The organism is Novosphingobium sp. fls2-241-R2A-195 (genome assembly GCF_030209485.1).
GTDB lineage: Bacteria > Pseudomonadota > Alphaproteobacteria > Sphingomonadales > Sphingomonadaceae > Novosphingobium > Novosphingobium resinovorum.
In genome coordinates this window covers 108,980-129,259 of record NZ_JARVRY010000032.1, presented here as the reverse complement: position 1 = coordinate 129,259, position 20,280 = coordinate 108,980, and the positions used below count along the sequence as shown (strand labels likewise).

12 protein-coding genes are annotated in these 20,280 nt (G+C 69.6%); 9 read left to right on the top strand and 3 right to left on the bottom strand.

Features of this window, described 5'->3' with window-relative positions; all coding sequences use genetic code 11:
• Positions 1–100 precede the first annotated feature (100 nt).
• The 3 genes from QRN25_RS23170 to QRN25_RS23160 form a co-directional block, all read right to left on the bottom strand.
• The gene (locus tag QRN25_RS23170) at positions 101–715 is read right to left on the bottom strand and encodes a hypothetical protein (RefSeq protein WP_285021677.1); all 615 of its coding nucleotides are present in this window, start codon (positions 713–715) and stop codon (positions 101–103) included.
• Between the two features lie 86 nt (positions 716–801).
• Complete coding sequence (locus QRN25_RS23165) at positions 802–1,788, bottom strand: sterol desaturase family protein (protein WP_271184463.1); 987 nt, start codon at positions 1,786–1,788, stop codon at positions 802–804.
• Between the two features lie 479 nt (positions 1,789–2,267).
• A complete protein-coding gene (locus QRN25_RS23160; RefSeq protein ID WP_008831686.1) occupies positions 2,268–3,614 on the bottom strand; it encodes an LLM class flavin-dependent oxidoreductase in 1,347 nt (448 codons plus the stop codon).
• A gap of 498 nt (positions 3,615–4,112) precedes the next feature.
• Between QRN25_RS23160 and QRN25_RS23155 the strand changes: the two genes are divergently transcribed.
• The 9 genes from QRN25_RS23155 to QRN25_RS23115 are packed head-to-tail and all read left to right on the top strand — an operon-like array spanning position 4,113 to position 20,266.
• Positions 4,113–6,101 (top strand): phage tail sheath family protein, encoded by a 1,989-nt coding sequence (locus tag QRN25_RS23155; RefSeq protein ID WP_285021675.1) that lies wholly within the window; start codon positions 4,113–4,115, stop codon positions 6,099–6,101.
• Positions 6,102–6,123: 22 nt separating this feature from the next.
• A complete protein-coding gene (locus tag QRN25_RS23150) occupies positions 6,124–6,648 on the top strand; it encodes a phage tail protein (RefSeq protein WP_008831688.1) in 525 nt (174 codons plus the stop codon).
• Between the two features lie 4 nt (positions 6,649–6,652).
• Entirely contained in the window at positions 6,653–7,363 is a 711-nt protein-coding gene (locus tag QRN25_RS23145) for a hypothetical protein (protein WP_285021673.1), read from the top strand.
• Positions 7,360–8,196 (top strand): hypothetical protein, encoded by an 837-nt coding sequence (locus tag QRN25_RS23140; protein ID WP_285021672.1) that lies wholly within the window; start codon positions 7,360–7,362, stop codon positions 8,194–8,196. The genes QRN25_RS23145 and QRN25_RS23140 overlap by 4 nt, the downstream gene beginning before the upstream one ends.
• On the top strand, positions 8,193–9,497 hold the full coding sequence (locus tag QRN25_RS23135) for a Pvc16 family protein (protein ID WP_285021671.1): 1,305 nt from the start codon (positions 8,193–8,195) through the stop codon (positions 9,495–9,497). Before QRN25_RS23140 ends, QRN25_RS23135 begins: the two co-directional genes overlap by 4 nt.
• Complete coding sequence (locus QRN25_RS23130) at positions 9,494–11,425, top strand: AAA family ATPase (RefSeq protein ID WP_285021670.1); 1,932 nt, start codon at positions 9,494–9,496, stop codon at positions 11,423–11,425. The genes QRN25_RS23135 and QRN25_RS23130 overlap by 4 nt, the downstream gene beginning before the upstream one ends.
• On the top strand, positions 11,422–11,658 hold the full coding sequence (locus QRN25_RS23125) for a hypothetical protein (RefSeq protein ID WP_285021668.1): 237 nt from the start codon (positions 11,422–11,424) through the stop codon (positions 11,656–11,658). Before QRN25_RS23130 ends, QRN25_RS23125 begins: the two co-directional genes overlap by 4 nt.
• Positions 11,655–18,908: an eCIS core domain-containing protein gene (locus QRN25_RS23120; protein WP_285021667.1), complete on the top strand. Its 7,254-nt coding sequence runs from the start codon at positions 11,655–11,657 to the stop codon at positions 18,906–18,908. Before QRN25_RS23125 ends, QRN25_RS23120 begins: the two co-directional genes overlap by 4 nt.
• A complete protein-coding gene (locus QRN25_RS23115; protein ID WP_285021666.1) occupies positions 18,905–20,266 on the top strand; it encodes an eCIS core domain-containing protein in 1,362 nt (453 codons plus the stop codon). Before QRN25_RS23120 ends, QRN25_RS23115 begins: the two co-directional genes overlap by 4 nt.
• The last annotated feature ends 14 nt before the right edge of the window (positions 20,267–20,280 follow it).

The following is a 20,280-nucleotide window of genomic DNA, read 5'->3' as shown; positions in this document are numbered from 1 at the left end:
TGCTTCCGCCATTCCTGTACGCCTCTTCCCGCTTCGACGTACCCCTGACCGAGATCACCCGGCGAAGCAATCCATGGCGCGGTACGGCGAGAACAACACGCTAGAGTCCCGAAAGCTTCCTGCGGATCAGCGCCTTGATCTTCCGGTCCTCGAGAACTCGCCCACCGACGTAGAGCGCGGCGAAGATACCGGCGAAGACATAGGCGGAAGTGGGCGAGTGCTTGTCGTCCTTCTTCTCTTCCTTCTTGTCCTTGCTGTCCTTCTTGGGCTTTTCCGGAGCCGGTGCGCCGAGGAACTTGTCGATCGGGTTCATCGCCGGCGCGGCCTTGTCCTTTTTCTCGTCTTTCTTTTCCGAGGCTTCGGCTGCGGGCTTTTCCAGCTTGCCGAGCGCGATCGTCAATTGCCCGAAGGCGAGGAACAGCAGCGGCGCCAGGAAGCAGAACAGCAAGGCCCGGCTGGTCATGTGCCAGCGCAGTACCGACCCGCCCGCGCCGTTCTCGATCCGGAGCGTGCCGCCGTCGAAGACCGACATCCTGTCCTGCGCGGCCTGATCGCGCTTGGTGAAGGTCAGGGTGTCGCCGCCGCGCTCGTGGCTGGTGCCGCTCTCGAAGAACAGGGGTGTGAGGCGGTCGAAGGCATCCTCGCGTGACTGTCCGGGCGCGAGCGGCAGGCTGCCCCTGACATGCCAGATCCAGTCGATGAAACGCGCGTTCATGGTATCCCTTTCGGCACGGCCACAAGGGCCGCCCAAGTCCGTGGACTGCATTTGCATGGGAGGAGAGCCGCGCCCGAAGCGGGCGGTCACTCGGCCGGAACCGCAGTGGCGCGGGTGCCGCCGAAGCGCTCCTTCAGGGCCTTCCAGCCTTCGGTGAAGGGGAAGGTCATCTGCTCACGGATGCCCATGCGGCGGCCGCCTTCCATGCCCAGCAGCTCCGCCTCGCCATCGACGCACGTGCCGAAGATGCGGTCGATGAAGATGTAGGTGTTGGTGAAGTTGCTGCGGCTCGCCTCGAAGTCCTGCGAGTGGTGGAGGCTGTGATGCTCGGTCGTGTGGAACAGGAAGCGCCACCAGCGGGGCGAATTGAAGCGCACGTTGATGTGCTGGTAGCTGCCGACCGCCATGCCGATCGCCCCGGCCAGCAGGAACGCGCGCGGCAGGAAGTCGAAGAACCCGCCGACACCCAGCCCGATCAGGAACAGCTCCACCGGGTTGCCGACCGCGCCCTTGTTGATGTTCAACTGGGTGATGTAGTGGTGCACCGAGTGCGGCAGCCACAGCGGATACCAGTTGTGCATCCCGCGATGCATCCAGTACTGCCCGAAATCGAAGATGAACGAGATCAGGAAAGCCTGCAGCAGCAGCGGCAGCCCGGTAAACCAGGCGAACTTGTCCCAGTGGAACGCGCCCTGGATCGCCTCGATCATCACGCCGTCGCCGATGTAGCCGTCGACGATGCGCAGGATCGTATAGCCGAGGCCGACGTAGAACAGGTCGGTCGCCAGTTCCTTCCACGTGAGGTTCCAGCTTTCGTAGCGCGGGAAGGCCCATTCGAGGCCGAGGAGAAACAGACGGAAACCGATGCCGATGCCGATCGCTGTCGATGCCTTGGCGATGGAATTGGGGGCGTAGTACCAGAACGCGATCAGCGCGAAGAGCACCGTTGGCTGGAACCAGGTGAAGACGAACTGCTTCACCGGACCGCCTTCGACCCTGCCGATATTCTCCCAGCCGACAGTGACTGGTGCCTGTGTTCCGATCAATCTCTTACCTACGCGAACCCCGTCCATGCGCCTGCCCTCGTAATATTTGACCACCCATGTCAGTAATACTTATTTCAAACATGGTAATACGGGATGGCGGCGTCGTCTACGCCCTTTCTGCAATGCAGCACGAAATCTGCGCTACTGTACGAAAAAGCGTCGGCCGGACCTTCCGCATGGTCAATTACTCCGGGTCCGCAATATAGCCTTGCCCTTATCGGCCATCAAAGAGATTTCTCCGAGAAACAGGCAAATCCTGTATTCCCGAAGCAATTAGGGCAATCGAATAATGACTTGGAAGATCGGCACTCGTGTAATGCTCCGGTCTCTGGAGAACATGCGATCCGCCTCATCTCGTCGTTACGAACCACGTGCGACACCCGAAAGCAGCATGGCGCCGCCTCCGGGTGACCGGCTCTTTCGACATGGCGATTCGCTGCCGGACAGCCACTCGAGAGAGCCCCGGACCGGCACCGCGGCGCTGAAACCCCGGGTGCGCGGCTACGTCACTGCGCGGCCAGCATGTCCTCGCCCAGATCGAAGCGGTTGCCGGGATGCTCCAGTCCGAGGTGGTCCCGGAGGGTCGTACCCGCGTACTCGCTGCGAAACAGCCCGCGCCGCTGCAGTTCCGGCACGACGCCTGAAAGGAACCGCTCCGCCCCTCCCGGCATGTAGGGCGGCATGACGACGAAGCCGTCGGCGCCCTTCTCGCGGACCCATTGCTCCATCCTGTCCGCCACCGTCGCGGGCGAGCCGACGAACTTCGCGAAGGCGAGGCCCTTGGCATAGCTTCTACCGAGATCGCCCAGCGTCATGCCCTGCTCCATCGCGCTCTTGAGCACGACTTCGAAGCGGCCCTTGCTGCCGCGTATGCGATCGCGGATATCGGGCACCGGCGCATCGGCCGGGTGGACGGACAAGTCGTAGTTCATGCTCCCCGACATAAAGCTGAGCCCTGCCTCGGGATGGATCAGCGCGTCGAGTTGGGCTTCGAGTTCGAACGCGTCCTCGTCGGTATCCGCGATGATCGGAACCACCCCCGGCAGCACCTTGACCGCATCGGGAGACCGGCCGGCGGCCACGACCTGGGCCTTGAAGTCGGCGTAGAACGCCTGCGCCTTGGCCAGCGTCGACTGCACCGGGAAGATCACTTCGGCATTGCGCGCGGCCAGAGACTGGAACGCCCCGGAGACACCGGCCTGGATCAGCACCGGATGCCCCTGCGGCGGCCGCACCGCGCCGAGCGGCCCTTTGACCTGGAACCACGTGCCGCGATGATCGGCGTAGTGGATCCGCGACGGATCGGCATAGCGCGCGCTCGCCTTGTCGGCGGTGATCGCGTCTTCCTGCCATGTGTCCCACAGCAGGCGCACGACGTCGATGAACTCGGCGGCGCGTTCGTAGCGCTCGGCGTGCCCCAGATGCTCCGCCCGACTGAAGTTGCGCGCCTCGCCGTCATTGACGGAGGTGACCGCGTTCCAGGCCGCGCGCCCCTTGCTGAAGTGGTCGATCGACGCGAACATGCGCGCAGCGTGATAAGGCTCGGAATAGCTGGTCGAGATCGTCGCCCCCAGCCCGATCCGGTCCGTCGTCATGGCCAGTGCCGAAAGCAGGGTCAGCGGCTCGACGTGGATCGCGGGCCGCAGCCTGACGGCGGCCTCGAACGAACTGCCGTAGATGTCGTCGATCGACAGCTTGTCGGCCACGAACACCATGTCGAGCTTCGCCTGTTCCGCCGCCTGCGCGATCCGCGCGTAGTTGGCGACGTCGAAGGGATCGCCATGCTCGGCCAGCGGATGGCGCCAGCCGGCAAGATGTGAGCCCGAAAGCGAAAGGAACAGGGCGAGATGCACGGATCGACTCCTCAGATTGCCGGGATGACCTGCGGACCGAAGCCGCACGGGACAATCGAGTTGGTCGCCGCGACCTATGAGTTGTTCTGAACGGTGGCGCCGACGGGCAGGGAGCGGGTGACCTGCCGCTGCATCGTCATGGCAAGCGCAGCGACTCAATCCTGCGCGGAGTGACGCGGCAAAGCGCCACGCTTTACCGCATGCAAAACCCGCAACGACAGTCGAAATTCAGAGAAAGACAATCCAATCAAGTAGAAGCAATACTACATGATGTTAACCAATATCAGTTGATCCACGTAATAAGTCATTTCGCCGCACGCCGACAAACATACTCTAACATAGATCGTCATGTGCCCCGAACTTCCCCCGGTGCTATTGAGTCGCCGCAAGCAGATCCGGTCGCCAAGCAGCTATACGTAGCGATAATCATTCAAGGTCGATTTCCCATCAACATCGATCCACCATCCGCATCTGCGGACAAGGGGGAGGAGGGGCCTCATGCCTATCGTACCGACCTATCCCGGCGTCTACGTCGAGGAACTGGGCAGCGGCGTGCGTCCGCTGGCCGGCGTACCCACCGCGATCGCCGCCTTCGTCGGCTATACCGCGCGCGGGCTCGACAACCGGGCGACGACGATCTTCAGCTACGCCGACTACGAGCGCGAATTCGGCGGCCTCGCCGCCAACAGCGAGCTGAGCTATTCGGTCCAGCAGTTCTTCCAGAACGGCGGCGGACAGGCGATCGTCGTGCGCGTGCCCAAGAGCGACGGGGTCGCCGCGCAGGTCAACCTCAAGGAAGGCGTCGCCAACGCCGCCAAGGTCAGCTTCACCCTCACCGCGACCAGCAAGGGCGACTGGGGCAACGGGATCGTCGCCGACGTCGATTACGACGGGGCATCGGCCAGCAACTTCAACCTCACCCTGACCGATCTCGGCAGCGGCGCCGTCGAGCGCTGGGGCGACCTCAGCGTATCGACCGCCTCGCCCCGCTTCGTGGAGGCGGTGCTCAACGACCCGGCCAACGGCTCGCGCCTCGCCACGGCGAAAGTCCCCGCCGCGAGCCCCGGCGCGCGCCCGGCCGAGAGCGGGATCGTCGGCACCGACTTCACCGTCACCTCCACCGGGATCACCGGCCTCGCCAACGACAAGGCGTACAAGGTCCGGGTCACCGCCAACCGGCCCAGCGGCCCCATCACCGCGCTCGAAGTCACGCTGATCAAGCAGGCCGAGACACTGCCCACCTCGGTCGTCGCCCTCGCCCGGCTGCTGGAGCGGCGCTTCAACGAGGCGCTGGCTGCCGCACTGCCCGGCGCGGCCGTCGCCGTCGGCGTCACCGGATCGGGCAAGGCCTTGCGCATCGCCCCGATGTTCGACCCGGCCTTGCTCCCCGCCGCCGTGGACACCACGCTTTCCCTGGCGGACAGCGCCCCGGCGGGTGCCCTGGCGATGCTCAAGCTGCCTGCGGCGAACTTCAACGTCGGTCGCTACCGCCTCGGCACCGGCACGGCCGAAGCCGCCCAGCGCAACCCCGTCCCCGGCGCCGACGGCACCCAGCTGCCGCAGAGCGCCGACGTGATCGGCAGTCCGTCCGCCTTCACCGGCATCCATGCGCTGGAAAAGGCGGACATCTTCAACATCCTCGTCCTGCCCGACGCCACCCGCGCCAGCCCCGGCGATCCCAATGCGCTCGATACCGGGCTGGACCCGAACGCCATCTATCAGGCCGCGCTCGACTATTGCACCAAGCGCCGCGCCTTCCTGCTGATCGACCCGCCGCCGACCGTGAACACCGTCGACCGCGCGTTCGAGTGGATTTCCTCGGGCCTCACCGTCAAGGGCGCCAACGCGGCCACGTATTTCCCGCGCGTCCGCATGGCCGATCCGCTGAACGACTTCCAGCTGCGCACCTTCGGCCCGTCCGGCGCGATCGCCGGGCTCTATGCCCGCACCGACGCCGAGCGCGGCGTGTGGAAGGCCCCCGCCGGAACCGATGCGCAGCTGCGCGGGGTGCGCGGGCTCGTCTACAAGCTGTCCGATTCCGAGAACGGGCTGCTCAACCCGCTGGGCCTCAACTGCATCCGCGCGCTGCCGGTCTACGGCACGCTCTCGTGGGGGACGCGCACCCGCGTCGGCTCCGACGTGGAGGCAAGCCAGTGGAAGTACGTACCCGTCCGGCGCCTTGCCCTGATGATCGAGGAAAGCCTGTTCCGGGGCACCCAGTGGGTCGTCTTCGAACCCAACGACGAACCGCTCTGGGCGCAGATCCGGCTGAACCTCACCACCTACATGCACGGCCTGTTCCGGCAGGGCGCGTTCCAGGGCCAGACCCCGCGCGACGCCTACCTCGTCAAGTGCGACAAGGAGACGACCACGCAGGCCGACATCGACCGGGGCATCGTCAACATCCTGGTCGGGTTCGCGCCGCTCAAGCCCGCGGAATTCGTCATGATCCGCATCCAGCAGCTGGCCGGTCAGGCCGCTTCGTAATCGGCAAGGGAGGAGTTGCCCGATGGCCCAGTTCAACGTCAACGCCCAGCGCTTCGACCCGTACAAGAACTTCAAGTTCCGGGTGAAGTGGGACGGCCGCTATGTCGCGGGCGTCAGCAAGGTCAGCGCGCTCAAGCGCACGACCGAGGTGGTCAAGCATCGCGAGGGGGGCGACCCCTCCTCCAGCCGCAAGTCCCCCGGCCGCAGCGAGTTCGAGGCCGTCACCCTCGAACGGGGCGTCACCCACGACGTCGAGTTCGAGCGGTGGGCCAACAAGGTCTGGAACTTCGGTTCCGCCCTCGGCGCCGAAGTCTCGCTCGCCGACTTCCGCAAGGACATCACCATCGAACTCTACAACGAGGCAGGGCAACCGGCGATCGTCTATCGCCTGTTCCGCTGCTGGATCAGCGAGTTCCAGTCGATGCCCGACCTCGACGCCAACGCCAACGCGGTGGCCATCCAGCACATCAAGATCGAGAACGAAGGCTGGGAGCGCGACTACGCGGTAACCGAGCCTTCCGAACCGAGCTTCGTCGAACCGCAGTAAGGCCATGTCCACGAACCCGGCCAAGGGACTGCTCGCCCTATGGGAGGCGGGCACGAGCCCGCTTGCCCTGCTCCGGGCTGCCGAGCCCAGTGGCGTGCAGGATGATGCCCTTGCGCGGCTTCCCGTCGGCGCGCGTGACGGGAAGCTGATCGCGCACCAGCGGCGGCTGTTCGGCCCGGCCATCGAGGCGACCGTGCCCTGCGCAGAGTGCGGCGAGACGGCGGAAGTCACCCTCGATGCCGACAGCCTGCTGGCGATGGCGCCGGAGGAGGTCGCGCCGATCGCGATAACGTCCGGCGCATGGCGGATCGAGGCCCGCCCCGCCGACAGCCGCGACATGGCGGCGCTGGCGATGGAGGTGCCCGAAGCGGCCGAGCGCGCCCTCCTCGCCCGCGTGGTGACGCTCTGCACCCGCGATGGTGCGCCCGCCGATCCCGCGAACCTCCCGCCCGAGGCCGTCGCTGCGATCGAGGATGCGCTGGAAGCCGCCGATCCGCTGGCGGCGATCACACTGCTCGTCGCCTGCCCCCATTGCGGCGCGAGCATTCCGGCGCTGCACGATCCCGCGCATCACCTCGCCCGTTCGGTCGCCGCCGAGGCGCGGCGGCTGCTGGCGGAAGTCGCCGCGCTCGCCCGTGCCTACGGCTGGCGGGAGGCGGACATCCTGGCGATGACCCCGCAGCGCCGCGCGGCCTATCTGGAGCTGGCAGCGTGAGCCGCTATCTCGCCACCCTCGCCGCCCGAGCCTCGGGCCGCGTGGCGCTGCTCTCCCCGCGCCCGCGCACGCTTTACGAGGGCGGCGGCGAAGATACGGCCTTCGAGGAACCGGCGCAGCCGATCGCCGGGAGCGTGCACCCTATACCGCGCACGGTCATGGACGCGCCCTCCGCCCAAAGGGAAAGCACGGCGCCGCGCCAAGGCACCACGGCCCCCGCCGCCGCGCCGACAATCCGGCAGGGTTCGGTGGTGCAGGTCACGCAAGTGCTTACGTCCGCTGAGAATCCGGAACCGCGCTTCCGTTCTCAGGCCGTACCGCCAATCCAGACGGCGATACCGAGTGGCGAACGTCCTGCGATACCGCAGCCCCCTGCCGATCCCGGCCATACGCCTGCGCTCACGCCACCCCCGGCCCAAGCGCCTGACCGCCCGGTTCCCTGCCTCGTGCCCAACTCGCCCTCCCCAAACCTCCAGACCTCCGAACGCACGGTGCTGCAGGAGATCGTACGCCACGTCGAAGTCCACGCGCCCGCCGGCACACCGCCCGACCCGGACGTTCAGGCACCCCCGCCGCGCACCGCCGAACCCGCTCCTCGGCCGCTCGTGCATGCGATACCCCGGCCCACGCCCGCCGCTCCGCAACCTCGCCAACGCTCCGTTTCGACGCCCCGAGGCGAGCCGCCGGTCATCATCCGGATCGAGCGCATAGACGTCCACACGGCGCCCCCACCCCCCGTTCCGCCGCCCGCACGGCGCCAGCCTGCCTCGCCTGCGCCATCGCCCGGCCCCTCGCTCGCCGAGTTCCTTTCGGGCGGGGAGCGCGCACGATGAGCACGCCTTTCGCCATCGCCGCGGTCACCGCCGTGCTGCGCCAGCTCGTGGTGGAGGGCCTTGCGCTCGACAAGGCAGGCGACGCGGTCGGCACCATCGGCGTCAGTGCCGGGCCGCCCGACCTCGTCGCCAAGCCCGGCCAGCCCGAGCCGACGCGGGTGAACCTCTATCTCCATCAGGTCACGCCCAACGCGGCCTGGCGCAATCTCGGGCTGCCTGGGCGCGACAGCGGCGGCGACCTCGTCTCCGCACCGCCGCTGGCGTTCACGCTGCACTACCTCGTCACGACCTTCGCGGCGGAGATGTTCGTCGCCGAAGTCCTGCTCGGCCACACCTTGCGCATCCTCGGCGAGAACGCAGTGCTGACGCGCGAGGCGGTGCGCCGCGCACTGGTGCCCACGGCGGCGAGCCCGCTCGCCACGGCGCTGGAGAACTGCGGCCTCGCCGACCAGATCGAACTGGTCAAGCTGACCCCCACCGCCGTCGCGCTGGAGGACATGTCGCGGATCTGGTCGGCATTCCAGGCGCATTACCGCACCACCGTCGCCTACGAAGCGAGCGTCGTGCTCATCGATCCGCGCGCGAAGGGCCGCACCGCCCTGCCCACCACTGCCCGCGCCGTCTTCGGCGAGACGCTGGCGCTGCCCGAGATCGCGCGGGTCGGCCTCGCCGATGATCCGAGCCCGGCAGTAACCACCGAGGACACGCTGGCGATCGCCGGCCTGCGCCTGCTCGCCGCCAGCGGCACCGTGGTCCGCATCGGCGCCACCGACCGCGCGCCCGCCTCCGATTCGCGCGCCCATGTCCTGAACGTGGACCTCGCCGCCGCCCCTCGCCCGCGCGCCGGAGTGCAGAGCGTCACCGTCATCCACCCGCGCCAAATGGGCGATCCGGCCACCGCGCACGAAGGCGTGTTCTCCAACGCCGCCGCGCTGATCCTGCGCCCGGTGGTGAACACCGTCTCCGCCGCCAATTCCGCGACGCGGACCATCGACAGCATCGTTTACGCCGACGGCACCCTGACGGTCACAGCCGCCCGTGCCATCGGCCGCGACCAGCGGGTCGAAGTGCTGCTCAACGAACGCGGCGCTCCCGCCTCGCGGCCTCCACGCGGCTATGCCATCGCCGCTCCCGCCGCCAACGGCCTCGCCGAAAGCGTGGACGAGGCCGCGCAGATCGCGATCCCCTACCGCGCCATCGCGCGCGGCGACTACCTCGTGCGCCTGCGCATCGACGGCGCCGAAAGCCTGCTCACCCCCGGCGGCGACGGCCGCTTCGCCACCCCGCTGGTGACGATATGAGCGAGCCGTCTCTCGCCGGCGAGATCGCCGTGATCGAAGCCCTCCTCGCACTCGCCGCCGCGCGATCGGGCGGTACGAGCGAGGACATCGCCGCCGCCGAAGCGGCATTGCAGACCGCGCAGGAGGCTGCCCGCTCCGGCGGACCGGCCCGGCGCATAGCAGAGCGCCTCGGCCTCACCCCATTCGCGCGTGACTGCCTGCTGCTGGCCGCCATGCCACACTTGAGTGCACGCTCTGTGTCGCTCTGTGCCGCCGTGACCGGCGACCCGCAAGGCCGCATCACCGCCGCCCTCGCCATGGCGGTACTGCCGGAGGCGGCATGGTCGGCGCTGCGCCCCGACGCCCCGCTGCGCGCCTTGCGGTGCCTGCGCCTCGCCGATCCCGACCGACCGACCCTCTCCGAACTCCTGATCGACGAACGCATCCTCCTCGCGCTGCTGGGAGAGGACGCGCTTGACGAACGCCTCGCCCCGCTCGTCCGCCCGGTGGCGGCGGGCGCGGAAATCGGCCCCTCCGGCCGCGCCCAGGCGGACCGGCTGGTCGAACGCTGGTGGACGATGCGCGCGGGCGGCGAGACTCCCGCGATCCGGCTGCACCACGGCGAACCCGCCGATGCCCGGCTCATCGCCCAGACCGCGGCAACCCGGCTGGGGCGCCGCCTCCATGTTCTCGGCGCGGCGAACCTGCCGCCCACTCCCGCCGAGCGCCACGGTTTCGCAGCCCTGTGGCGGCGAGAGGCGCTGCTGGGCGGCCTCGCGCTGCTGATCGAGCTGCCCGAAGACATCGCCCCCGAACAGGCGGCGCTCGCCGCCGATCTCGTCGATCGACTAGACGATTGCATCATCGTCAGCGGCGGCGCGGGGGCGCTGCCATGCCGCCGCCCCTTTGTCTCCGCGACACTGCAAGTGCCTGAAGCGCCCGAGCGCCATGCCCTCTGGACGCGGGCGCTGGGGCAGGCTCAGGCCGCCAGGCTCAACGGCGCGAGCGAAGCCTTGGCCAGCCAGTTCGCCATCGGCCCGACCGCCATCGCGCGCCTCGGCCCGCTGGCCGAAGGGCTGGACCGCGAAGCCGCGCGCGACCTGCTCCACCGCGAGGCCCGCGCCCATGCACAGGCGCGTATCGCCGCCATCGCCGAAGTCATCCACCCCGTCGCCACGTGGGACGACCTCATCGTTCCCGCAGAACTCAAGACCGCGCTGCACGCCATCGCCGCGCAAGTGCGGCACCGCCGCCACGTCCACGAGGACTGGGGCTTCGCCGCGCACGGCGGGCGCGGCCTCGGCATCGCGGCGCTGTTCGCGGGCTCCAGCGGCACCGGCAAGACGATGGCCGCCGAAGTCATCGCCGCCGACCTCGGCACCGACGTGGTTCGCGTCGATCTGGCGGGCGTCGTCAGCAAGTACATCGGCGAGACCGAGAAGAACCTCTCCCGCGTCTTCGCCGCCGCTGAGGGCAGCGGCGCGGTGCTGCTGTTCGACGAGGCCGACGCGCTGTTCGGCAAACGCAGCGAAGTCGGCAGCGCGCACGACCGCTACGCCAACATCGAAGTCAGCTACCTCCTGCAGCGCATGGAGAGCTACACCGGCCTCGCCATCCTCACCACCAACCAGCGCGAATCGCTGGATGCCGCGTTCTTCCGCCGCCTGCGCTTCGTGGTGGCCTTCCCCTTCCCCGACGAAGCGCTGCGCCGGACCGTCTGGGAACGCGCCTTCCCGCAAGCCACGCCGACCGAAGGGCTGGACTTCGACCGCCTCGCGCGCCTCAACGTCGCGCCCGGCAACATCCGCAGCATCGCCGTCAACGCCGCGTTCCTCGCCGCTGCGCAAAGGGACGCCGTGGAGATGCGCCACCTGCACGAAGCCGCCGTGCTCGAATGCCGCAAGCTGGAGCGGCCGGTCACTTCGGCCGAACTGGGAGGCTGGCTGTGAGCCGCGTGGCGATCGAGGTCGGCCAGTTGGTCTTCCACGGCCTCGACGCCGATGAGGCAGGGCGCGCCGGGGCGGCCTTCTCCTCCGAGCTTCAGCGTCTCGTCGGCCAGCGCGGCCTGTCACGCGCCGCAGCGCCGCAGCGTCTTCCCGCCCGGCCCCGCCCCGAGGACATCGGCCGCGCCGCCGCCGCCCGCGTCCATGCGGGGATCGCGGGCCAAGGCCGCGCGCCATGAGCGAACGCGCCGCCCCTTCCTCGACCGAGAGCGTGAGCGCGCCGCGCGAGGCCGCGCAAGGCGCGCTCGCCTGCCTCGCCCCGGCTCTCGGCCTTGCGGCGAGCGAGGTCGATCTCCGGCTCGATCGCGAGGGCGACCGCCTGCTGGCCGATGCCGGGGCGCGGGGCGCGGCGCGGGGAAACGTGGTGTGGCTGCGCGGCTACGATCCGGCATCCGAGGCGAGCCGCCTGACGCTGGCGCACGAACTTGTCCATGTCGCGCAAGGCCGCCTGCATTCCGCGACACCGCCGTCGCCGCTTGCCGCCGAGCGCGAGGCCGAGCGCCTGGCCGCAACCCTGCTCGGCGGAGGCATGGCGCCGCGCCCGCGTGCGGCGACCGGCGGCGCGCTGCATTTCGACGGGGCCGAGCCGCCACCCGCACGCAGTCTGGAAGACGTTGTCGAGGCCAATTACCGGGACGAGCGCGAGGACATGGTTCGCCTGCTCGCGCAGGAAACCCCGTCCGCCGATGCCGTGACCCGCGTGCTGGACCTGCTCGCGCCGCTGCCTTTCGAGACGGCGCGGGTGCTGGCGGCGCAGCTGGGCACCGGGCCGCTCGCCGCGCTCGCGAACGGCCTTGGCGATGATCATGCGCGCAGCCATCGGCGCGAGGTTCTGGCCGCAGCGGAATCGTTCACCACGGACATGCTGGACCGCGCCGACAACGGCCATCGCATCTTCCGGGCGATGCGGCTCGACCCCGGCTCGCTCAGTCCGGCCGAACATCACGCCGCTGTCACCACGCTGCGCCGCGTGCCGATCGGCCAGCTCACCCGCCTCGAAAGCGGCGACAACGGCGCGGACCTGCGCGCCCTGCGCACCACCGCACTGCCCGAATACGACCGCAACGAGGCCAGCCGCCGCGCCGCTCGCACCGAAGCGGCAAGGCGCGCGGCCGCGCCCGACCTCACCCGGCGCGAAGAGGACTTGCGCCGCACCCTCTCCATCATGCTCACCGACGCCAGCCGCGAGGACGCCCGTGAGGCGCTTCGGCTGCTGGCTGAAAACCCCGCACTCGCGGTGCCGGACCCGCGCTTCTCGGGCGCACCGACACCTGCACCGGACGCCGCCCTGCCCCCCTTGCCGGAAAGCAGCCTGCAGAGCGTCATCGCCCGGCTCGACGGCGCAGGCATCGTCGATCGCTGGATCGGCGCGCTCGAACCCGTCGACCGCCGGGGGGAGACGCCCGAAGCGCGCGGCTTCGCGATGCTCGTCCGCACCCGGCGGCCGGACAGGACCATGGCCCGGATGCGTACCCTGCTGAGCCGCAGCTTCTTCGACTGGGCAGTGCGGGACTGGGAGGCCTCGCTCGCCTGGGACATGCTGCGCGCGATGCCGCCCGCCGAGCAGGCGCGCTTCCAGTCGCTCGACGAGGGCCGCCTCTACCTGCGGCTGATCGAGGAATTGCCGGACGACCTGCGCGCCGAAGCCGCCATGGCCGGGCTTATCGTGGTTCGCGGCGAAGACGGTTCCCTGTCCGACCTCACCGGAGAGGCGGGCGCGCTGCTGGAAGGACAGGCCGAACTGATCGCCGCCGCCCGCGCCTTCGACGACAGCGCCGAGGCGGCCTATCGCCTGTTCGTGCGACTGGCCGCGCTCGCCGTGCCGGCTCCTGCCCACGCGCCGCCGGAAGGAACCGCGCCCGCCTCCACGCGCCCGGCGCCCGGCTTGTCCGTCCTACAGGCCGTCGTGCGAAGGCTTGACGTCCTGGGCCTGATGCGCCGCCTGTTCTCCGCCCTCTCCGACGGGGTAAAACAGGACCGACGCTACTGGAACGATCTCGCCACTGTCCTCGGCGCCCGCGATCCGGCGTTCAATCGCGAGGACCTGCGGCGGCTGCTCCACGTCAGCACCTTCCTGTGGATCATTACCATCGATGAGGTGACGTTCGAGGAGGCGCTGTTCGCCTTCCACATCCTGCGCGCCCTGCCCGAGGACCAGCGCCGCGCCTTCGAGCTTGAGGATCGCGGCGCCTATGCCGCCCGGATCGCCGGGGCACTGTCGCAGTCGATGCTCCACGAGGCAGGGCTGTCGTTCGCCTTCACCCGCCCTGACGAGCGCGGGGAAACCCCGCTGCGCCGCCAGCTGGCCGACCCGGCGGCATGGGACGGGACGAACCCTGCCGATCTGGCGCTGCTGGTCCAGATGGGGATCGCGGCGGGCGACTTCGACTGGATCTTCGAGCAGTCGCACCGCCAACGGGCCTGGACGCGCGAGCCGCTTGGGCCGCTGGTCGAACGTTTCGCGCTCTACGACCCGCGCGTGGGGCGCACGTTCCCGCGCCCGCACACGGTCAGCGCCGCACGGAGCAGCCGCCACCTGCTGGCGATGCTGTTCGGCACCGGCGCCTACGAACTGGAGGAGTACACCCGCCCTGTCCACGGCACCGACCCCTTCACCGGGGAACCCGCGACGTATGCCGAGACCACCGGGCTCAGGGTGACCGTCGACCTCGAACAGCTGGAGGGCAACGCCGGGGCTCCGCTCTACACCGGCGCGGTGCTGGCGCGGTCGCCGGGCGAGCGGATTTCCATCGGCTCGGACAACCGCGAGGCGGCGCTCGCCCAGCCCAACGTCGTCGATATCGAGATCAACGAGCCCGCCGGTTTCATGCGCGTGCGGGCCAGCCGGATCGCGCTCACCCGGTTCGCCTCCGTCTCGACCGGATCGACGCTGCGCGCGGGGGCGGTCTCGCTCACCGACCTCGATTTCGCGATCACCTTCGCGCCAGAGGACTTGCGGGCGCCGCGTGCCGGGCGCTTTCATGTGGACGACGTCTCGCTCGACGAGATCGTCCACACCCGCGCGGGGGACGCCGAACCGACCGGCCTGCGCCACCTCGGCATCGCCGGAGTCGATGCCAGCGCCAGTTTCCAGACCGCACCGCTGCCCGATTCCCCGGTCCTGGGCCATGTGCTCGGCCTGTTGTGGGACCTAGCGCTCAACCGCGACGCGCTGACCGAGCGGGCGGCGGCGAACACCTCGCTGGGCACCGCGACCATCTCGGTCGGGCGCATCGACGCGCAGGGCCTGCACATGGGCGACCTGCGCGTCGCCAGCCTCTCGGTCGAGGGCTTCACGGCGGCGGCAGGCGGCAACCGCGCGGCGGCGCTGCGCGCGCAGATCTTCGTCCTCGACGCGCGGATCGAACGGGCGCGCGCCGCCGCTCCTGAACAGGTCGCTGGGCTGGTCGCCGATCGCGAGGAGTTGCGGCCCCGGCTCGCCGCACTGGAGCCGCTGGAGGCGGAAATGCTGGGCCTCATGGCGCGGCTGCAGGCAGGGCATCGCCTGAGCCCCGCCGAGCAGGCACGGCTCGACACCTTGCAGGCCGAGACGGGCGTGGGCGGTGTCGGCGGCCTGTCCATCGCCATTGCGCGGGTCAGCGTCGACGGCGTGGACGGCCCGGTCCGCCTTGGCCATGCGGAACTGACCGGCATACGCGGCGGCGGCGACACCGCCGCGCTGGCCTTCCGCCAGATGACCAGCGAGGAGGCGATCCGCCGCTTCGTCAGCGCCGGTCCCCCTTCGCCCGCACGCCTCGGCACAGCGGCGAGCGGGCCGAGCGTGAGCGCCGACGACTTCACCCTGCGCGACCTCGCCCTGCCCGCGACGATCCCCACGCTCGCCGCGATCGAGGCGCAGTTGCGCGCCGATCCGCCTCCTCTGCCCGCCGAGCGCGAGCACCTGCTGCGCCTGCGCCCGCTGGTCGGTCGCTACGAGGAACTGCGGAGCCGTTCGCTCGGCATCGGCGTGCCGGAAGGACTGGCCCGCTCGCCGCAGGACCAACGCGAACTGCTGGAAGTGTCGCGCCAGCTGGGCGAACTGCTCGACATCCGCGTGCGCGAAGTTACCGTGACCGGACCGACCATCTCGGCAGGCGGCGGCGAAGCGTTTTCCGCGCGGATCGGGGCCAGTTCCGTGGCGGTGCGCGGCATCCACGGCGCTGGCATCACCGAGCGCGAGGGACAGGCCCTCACCCTCTCGGGTGTCAGCGCCGGGTTGCGGGTGGCTACCGATGGGCTGCATGTCGAGGGGCTCGTGGTGCGCCAGCTCGACTTGCAGGCCTTCGACTACAACAACGGCACCCATCACATCTGGGCGGATGGCCTGAGCACCGCGCGCGACATCACCGCCGACATCCTGCTGCGCCGCCGCACCGGAGAGAACGGCGGCATCGATTTCCGCAACATCCACATCGAGACCTTCCGCATCGGCCGGATCGAAGGCAGCGGCCTCGGCTACGAGAAACTGGTTGCCGGCAGCAGTTCGTACCGGGTCGAGATCACCTCCGGCGCCCTGCTCGGGCTGGCCCTGCGAGGGTTCGACATCGACCTCGGCGGCGAGGAGACGCGGATGTCCGGCGCCATCGAGGTCGCCGGGTTCGACCAGATGCGCTTCCGTTTCGCGATGGGCCGGATGCTGGAGGCCGACGGCCAGCTCGATCGGCCGGAAGGGGCCGAGCGAGCGCCCCGCGCGGTCAGCGTCGACATGGCCAGCGACGGAACGATGACCGTCGCCCTCGATGCCCTCGTCGCCTCCGACACCGACGTCACCTATCGCGGCGCGGACGGGCGCAGCGGCGGGGGCATGCATATCACGCGCGGCGACGTGTCCGGGCAGGTCGTCCTGGCGGGCGGCGACACGCGGATCAATGCGCTGCGGCTCGACAGCCTGACCTTCAGCCGCATCCGCTGGCACACCGCCGACGGCACCACGATCCGCGCCGACGGCCCGACGGTGGCCACCGGCGTGCGCTTCTCCGGCCGCTATTCCTCGCTGGCGGACGAGCGCAGCGAATTCGCGATCGACAGCCTCCATGTCGACCGCATCAGCGCCGCGCGGATCGTCGTCGATGCCGGTTCGCTGCACCTGGAACTGCCCGAGGCCGCACCGGGCGGGCGCTTCGTGCCGGGAGAGGCGGCGACGCTGTCCGACATCAACGTCCACAACCTGCTGATCGGCCTCGGCGGCGCGGCGACCACCATCGGGCCGACCGCCGGTGCAGCAAGGGCGCGCGGCTCGATCGGCTCGGTGGAGACCGACTTCCTCGTGCGCTACGGCGAACAATTGCGCGCGAGCGGCATGCTGAACGCGGGAAGGATCGACTTCGCCTTCGATCCCGGCGGTGCGATCGAGGGACGGGCTACGGGAATCTCGGGCGCGGGCACGGTCCACTATGGAGACGGCACCGGGCCGGGTGTCGATCTCGGCTATGGGTTCCGCAACTTCGACACCGGGCTGATCCGCTATTCCGGCAACGTCGTCTCGATCGGCGCGAACGGCAGCGCGCCGCTGCATCTGGACAGCCTGAACCTCTCCCAGCTGGAGCTTTCGGGACCGTCGATGCAGATCCTCGCCCCCGACACCAGCGAGATCACGGTCAGCGACATCACCGCGCGGCTCTCGGTGCACCTGCATCCCACGCCCGCGGCAGCGGCGGCTGCAGGCACGCCCTACGAACGCATCGTCATCGACGAACTGCGCCTTGGCCAGGTGGCCGCCTCGGGGATGCGTATTCACCTTGCGAGCCTCGACCTCTGGCTGGACCTGCCGGAGAGCGAGCCCTTCACGGTCGGCCCTGTCCTTGTCGGCCGCCCTGCCGATCCCGCCACCAACGAGCCGCTGGAGATCGTGCCCTCCACCGGAGGCACCGCGATCACCGGGATCGTGCGCGCCGAAGCACTTCACACCGAGCGGCTGCAGGCGCAGCTGGTCGGCTCGCTCAATGCCCGCATGGCCTTCGATGCCGACGTGCTTCAGGCGAACCTCGCGGGCGACGGGCCGATGAGCATCGACCTCCTCAACTGGTCCGCCACCCAGATCGTCGGCTACGTGATGGGCGATCCCGACCAGCGCATCCGCGTACGCCGGGGAGCGGGCGGCACCCGGCACGACATGTTCGGCGAAGGCACCGGCATCGGCGGCGATCGACTGTCCTACAACGCGGCGGAAGGCGGCCACGTCACCCTCGCCGGCCTCAACGCACGCGGCCTGCGCTACGACGACGAGGGTGCGGGCATCCACCTCGACATCCGCCGCATCGAGTCCCCGCAAGTCGCGGTGGATCTCGGCGGCAACAACCAGGGCCGCCGCGTCATCGAGATTCCCTCGGCGACGATCACCGACGCGTGGTTCCGCATCGATCCGATCCCGTCAGGCGGGGGAAGCGGCAGCGGGGCAACAGCCTCGCGCTATCTGGCGGCAGATGCGGGCGCGGCATGGCTCGCCGCGAACCACGAGCTGTTCAGCCACGTCAACGGCAGCTTCACGCTCGCCGGCGCCTACGGGATCGACGGGGCGCTGGGCATCCCTTCGCTGGACTACACCTTCGGGGTGAACGTTCCGATCACCAACGGTTCGATCAATTACGCCGACCTCGAGGGCCAGATCCCCAACCTCGCCGATGCCCTGGTGGACTTCCACCTCGAAGGATCGACGCTTTTCATCGGGGCCGGCTTCCACTTCTACCCGCCGGGCGATCCCGAAGGCATGGGGCCCACGCCGGAGCCGATCCCGATCTATCACGACTTCTTCGAATGGAACCTCGAAGGCAATCACCTGCGCGAGGCGGAGGCGGGCCGGATCGACCTGGAAACCCTGCTGCGCGCACGCTCTCCCCGCGCACCGTCGGCATCCTCGGACTCTGGCGGCACGGACTACGCCGCGCCGCTCAGGATCGACCGGCTGGCGCTCGCGCTGGGGCTGGACAACGGTTCGGATCTCACCGTCTCGCTGGGATCGATAGGGACGGCGACACTCGCGCCGCACGCGCTCGGGGGCCTCACGGTCACGGGGGCGCTGCAACCGCTCGATCCGATCTTCAACGCCTACCCGAGCCTCCGCCGTCAGGGCATCACCAATCCCGAGCGCCCCGGCGCACTGGCGGTACGGCTCGATCATTTCGATCTCAGCGCGCTCGACTTGCGCTTCCCGACGCGCGGACGCGGATCGCGTGACGTTCGCACCGGCGCGGTGCACATCGGCCGTATCGCCGATGCCGAGATCGGCTTTGCCGGGCTGACCCCGCGTACGGCCGAAGGAACTTTGTCCGAGGCGAGCGTCACCAATCTGATCGTCACGCTCAATCCGGATCAGGTCTGCCCGGTGCCAGAGACACCCGCCCCGCGCCGCGCAGGGGCTCCCGCACTCGACACCGCCGGGGAATTCCGGAGCCTCGACGCGAACGGCAGGCCCCGGGAGGACCGTCCATGAACGCGCCCTCCCCCCGCGCTTCTCCTGAAGCGGCACGCCCCACGCTGGAGAACCGCGCGCACGATACCGCCGTGCGCGGGCTGGCCGCACCGGGGCTGCTCGGCGGGCTGCCCGCATCTCGCCGGGCGGCCCGGGACGAGGCCGGACTGCTCCCCCGCAGCGGCGGCTCCCTGCTGCCGGGCACGGTGCGGCGACAGGCCGAGGCACAGCTGGGCATCGACCTGGCCGGAGTACGCCTCCACACCGGGGCCGAGGCACGGGAGCGCACGCACGTGCTGGGCGCCAATGCCTTCGCTCTGGGGGACGAGGTCGTGCTGGGTGCCGGAGCGGGCGAGCCGGTACTGCTTCACGAACTCGCCCACGTCGCGCAGGCCCGTACCGGAGCCGCGCCGCCGATCGCGCTCCACGACGATCCGCCCCGCCCGCGCGGCATCGGCTCGGCGCCCCCGCGCGATGCGTTCGAGCGCGGCGAAGGCGTAATGCCGGAGACCGGCCACGTCCTGTTCGAGCGCGACAGCGCCGACCTCGACCCCGGCGACGTCGCCACGATCGAGGGCCTGATGCGCGGGCGCAGCCGCAGGTTGTGGGTGGACGTCTACGGCTACGCTTCACTGGAGGGCGACGACGCCTACAACGCCAACTTGTCCGCCCATCGCGGCGTCGCCGTGCGTCGGGCGATCGAACCGCTGCTGCCGCGCGGTTCGCTGCTCGACGTCCACGCGCAGGGCGAAGTGCAGGACTTCGGCCCCGTGGAAGAGAACCGGCGAGTCGGCATCCGCCTGCGCGATGCGCCGGAGCTTTCCAGCATCGGCCTGCTCGGCGATTTTCGCCTGCAGCTCGATCCGAGCCCGCTTGTCGGGGGGCGTCCGGATGTCGCACCGCCGCCTGCCGGGAGCGAGCCGGAGGCGTCCGCCCCCCTCCTCGATCCCCGCTTCGCGCCGCGCTTCGAGGCGAGCCTGCTACCCTCGGATTACGCGCCACGCTTCGATGCCACGCTGGTGCCGCCACTGAGTAACGAGAGCCTCTTCCCATGGCGCGGCGAGGGTGTGGACTGGACCGCCCTTGCACGTTCCGCGGCGCTGCGCGGGCAGTCAGTGGACTTGCGGGACGCCGCCGCGGCAGAGTCTCTCTATCGCGGACTGCTACCGTTCTGGAGCGGCGTGTTCGGCGCGGACATCGGCGACTGGCTGGCCCGCCGCTCGATCTCCAGTGCTTACGAATCCTACCAGTACCGACAAAACCCGAACCAGTGGGACCGCTGGCAGCAGGAAGACGAGATCCGGGGCACCTCGGTGCGCGGGCTCTCGATCGACCTGCTCGATCCCCCCTGGGCCGAGAAGAAGAAAAAGAAACCCTGAAGCAAAAGGCGCGA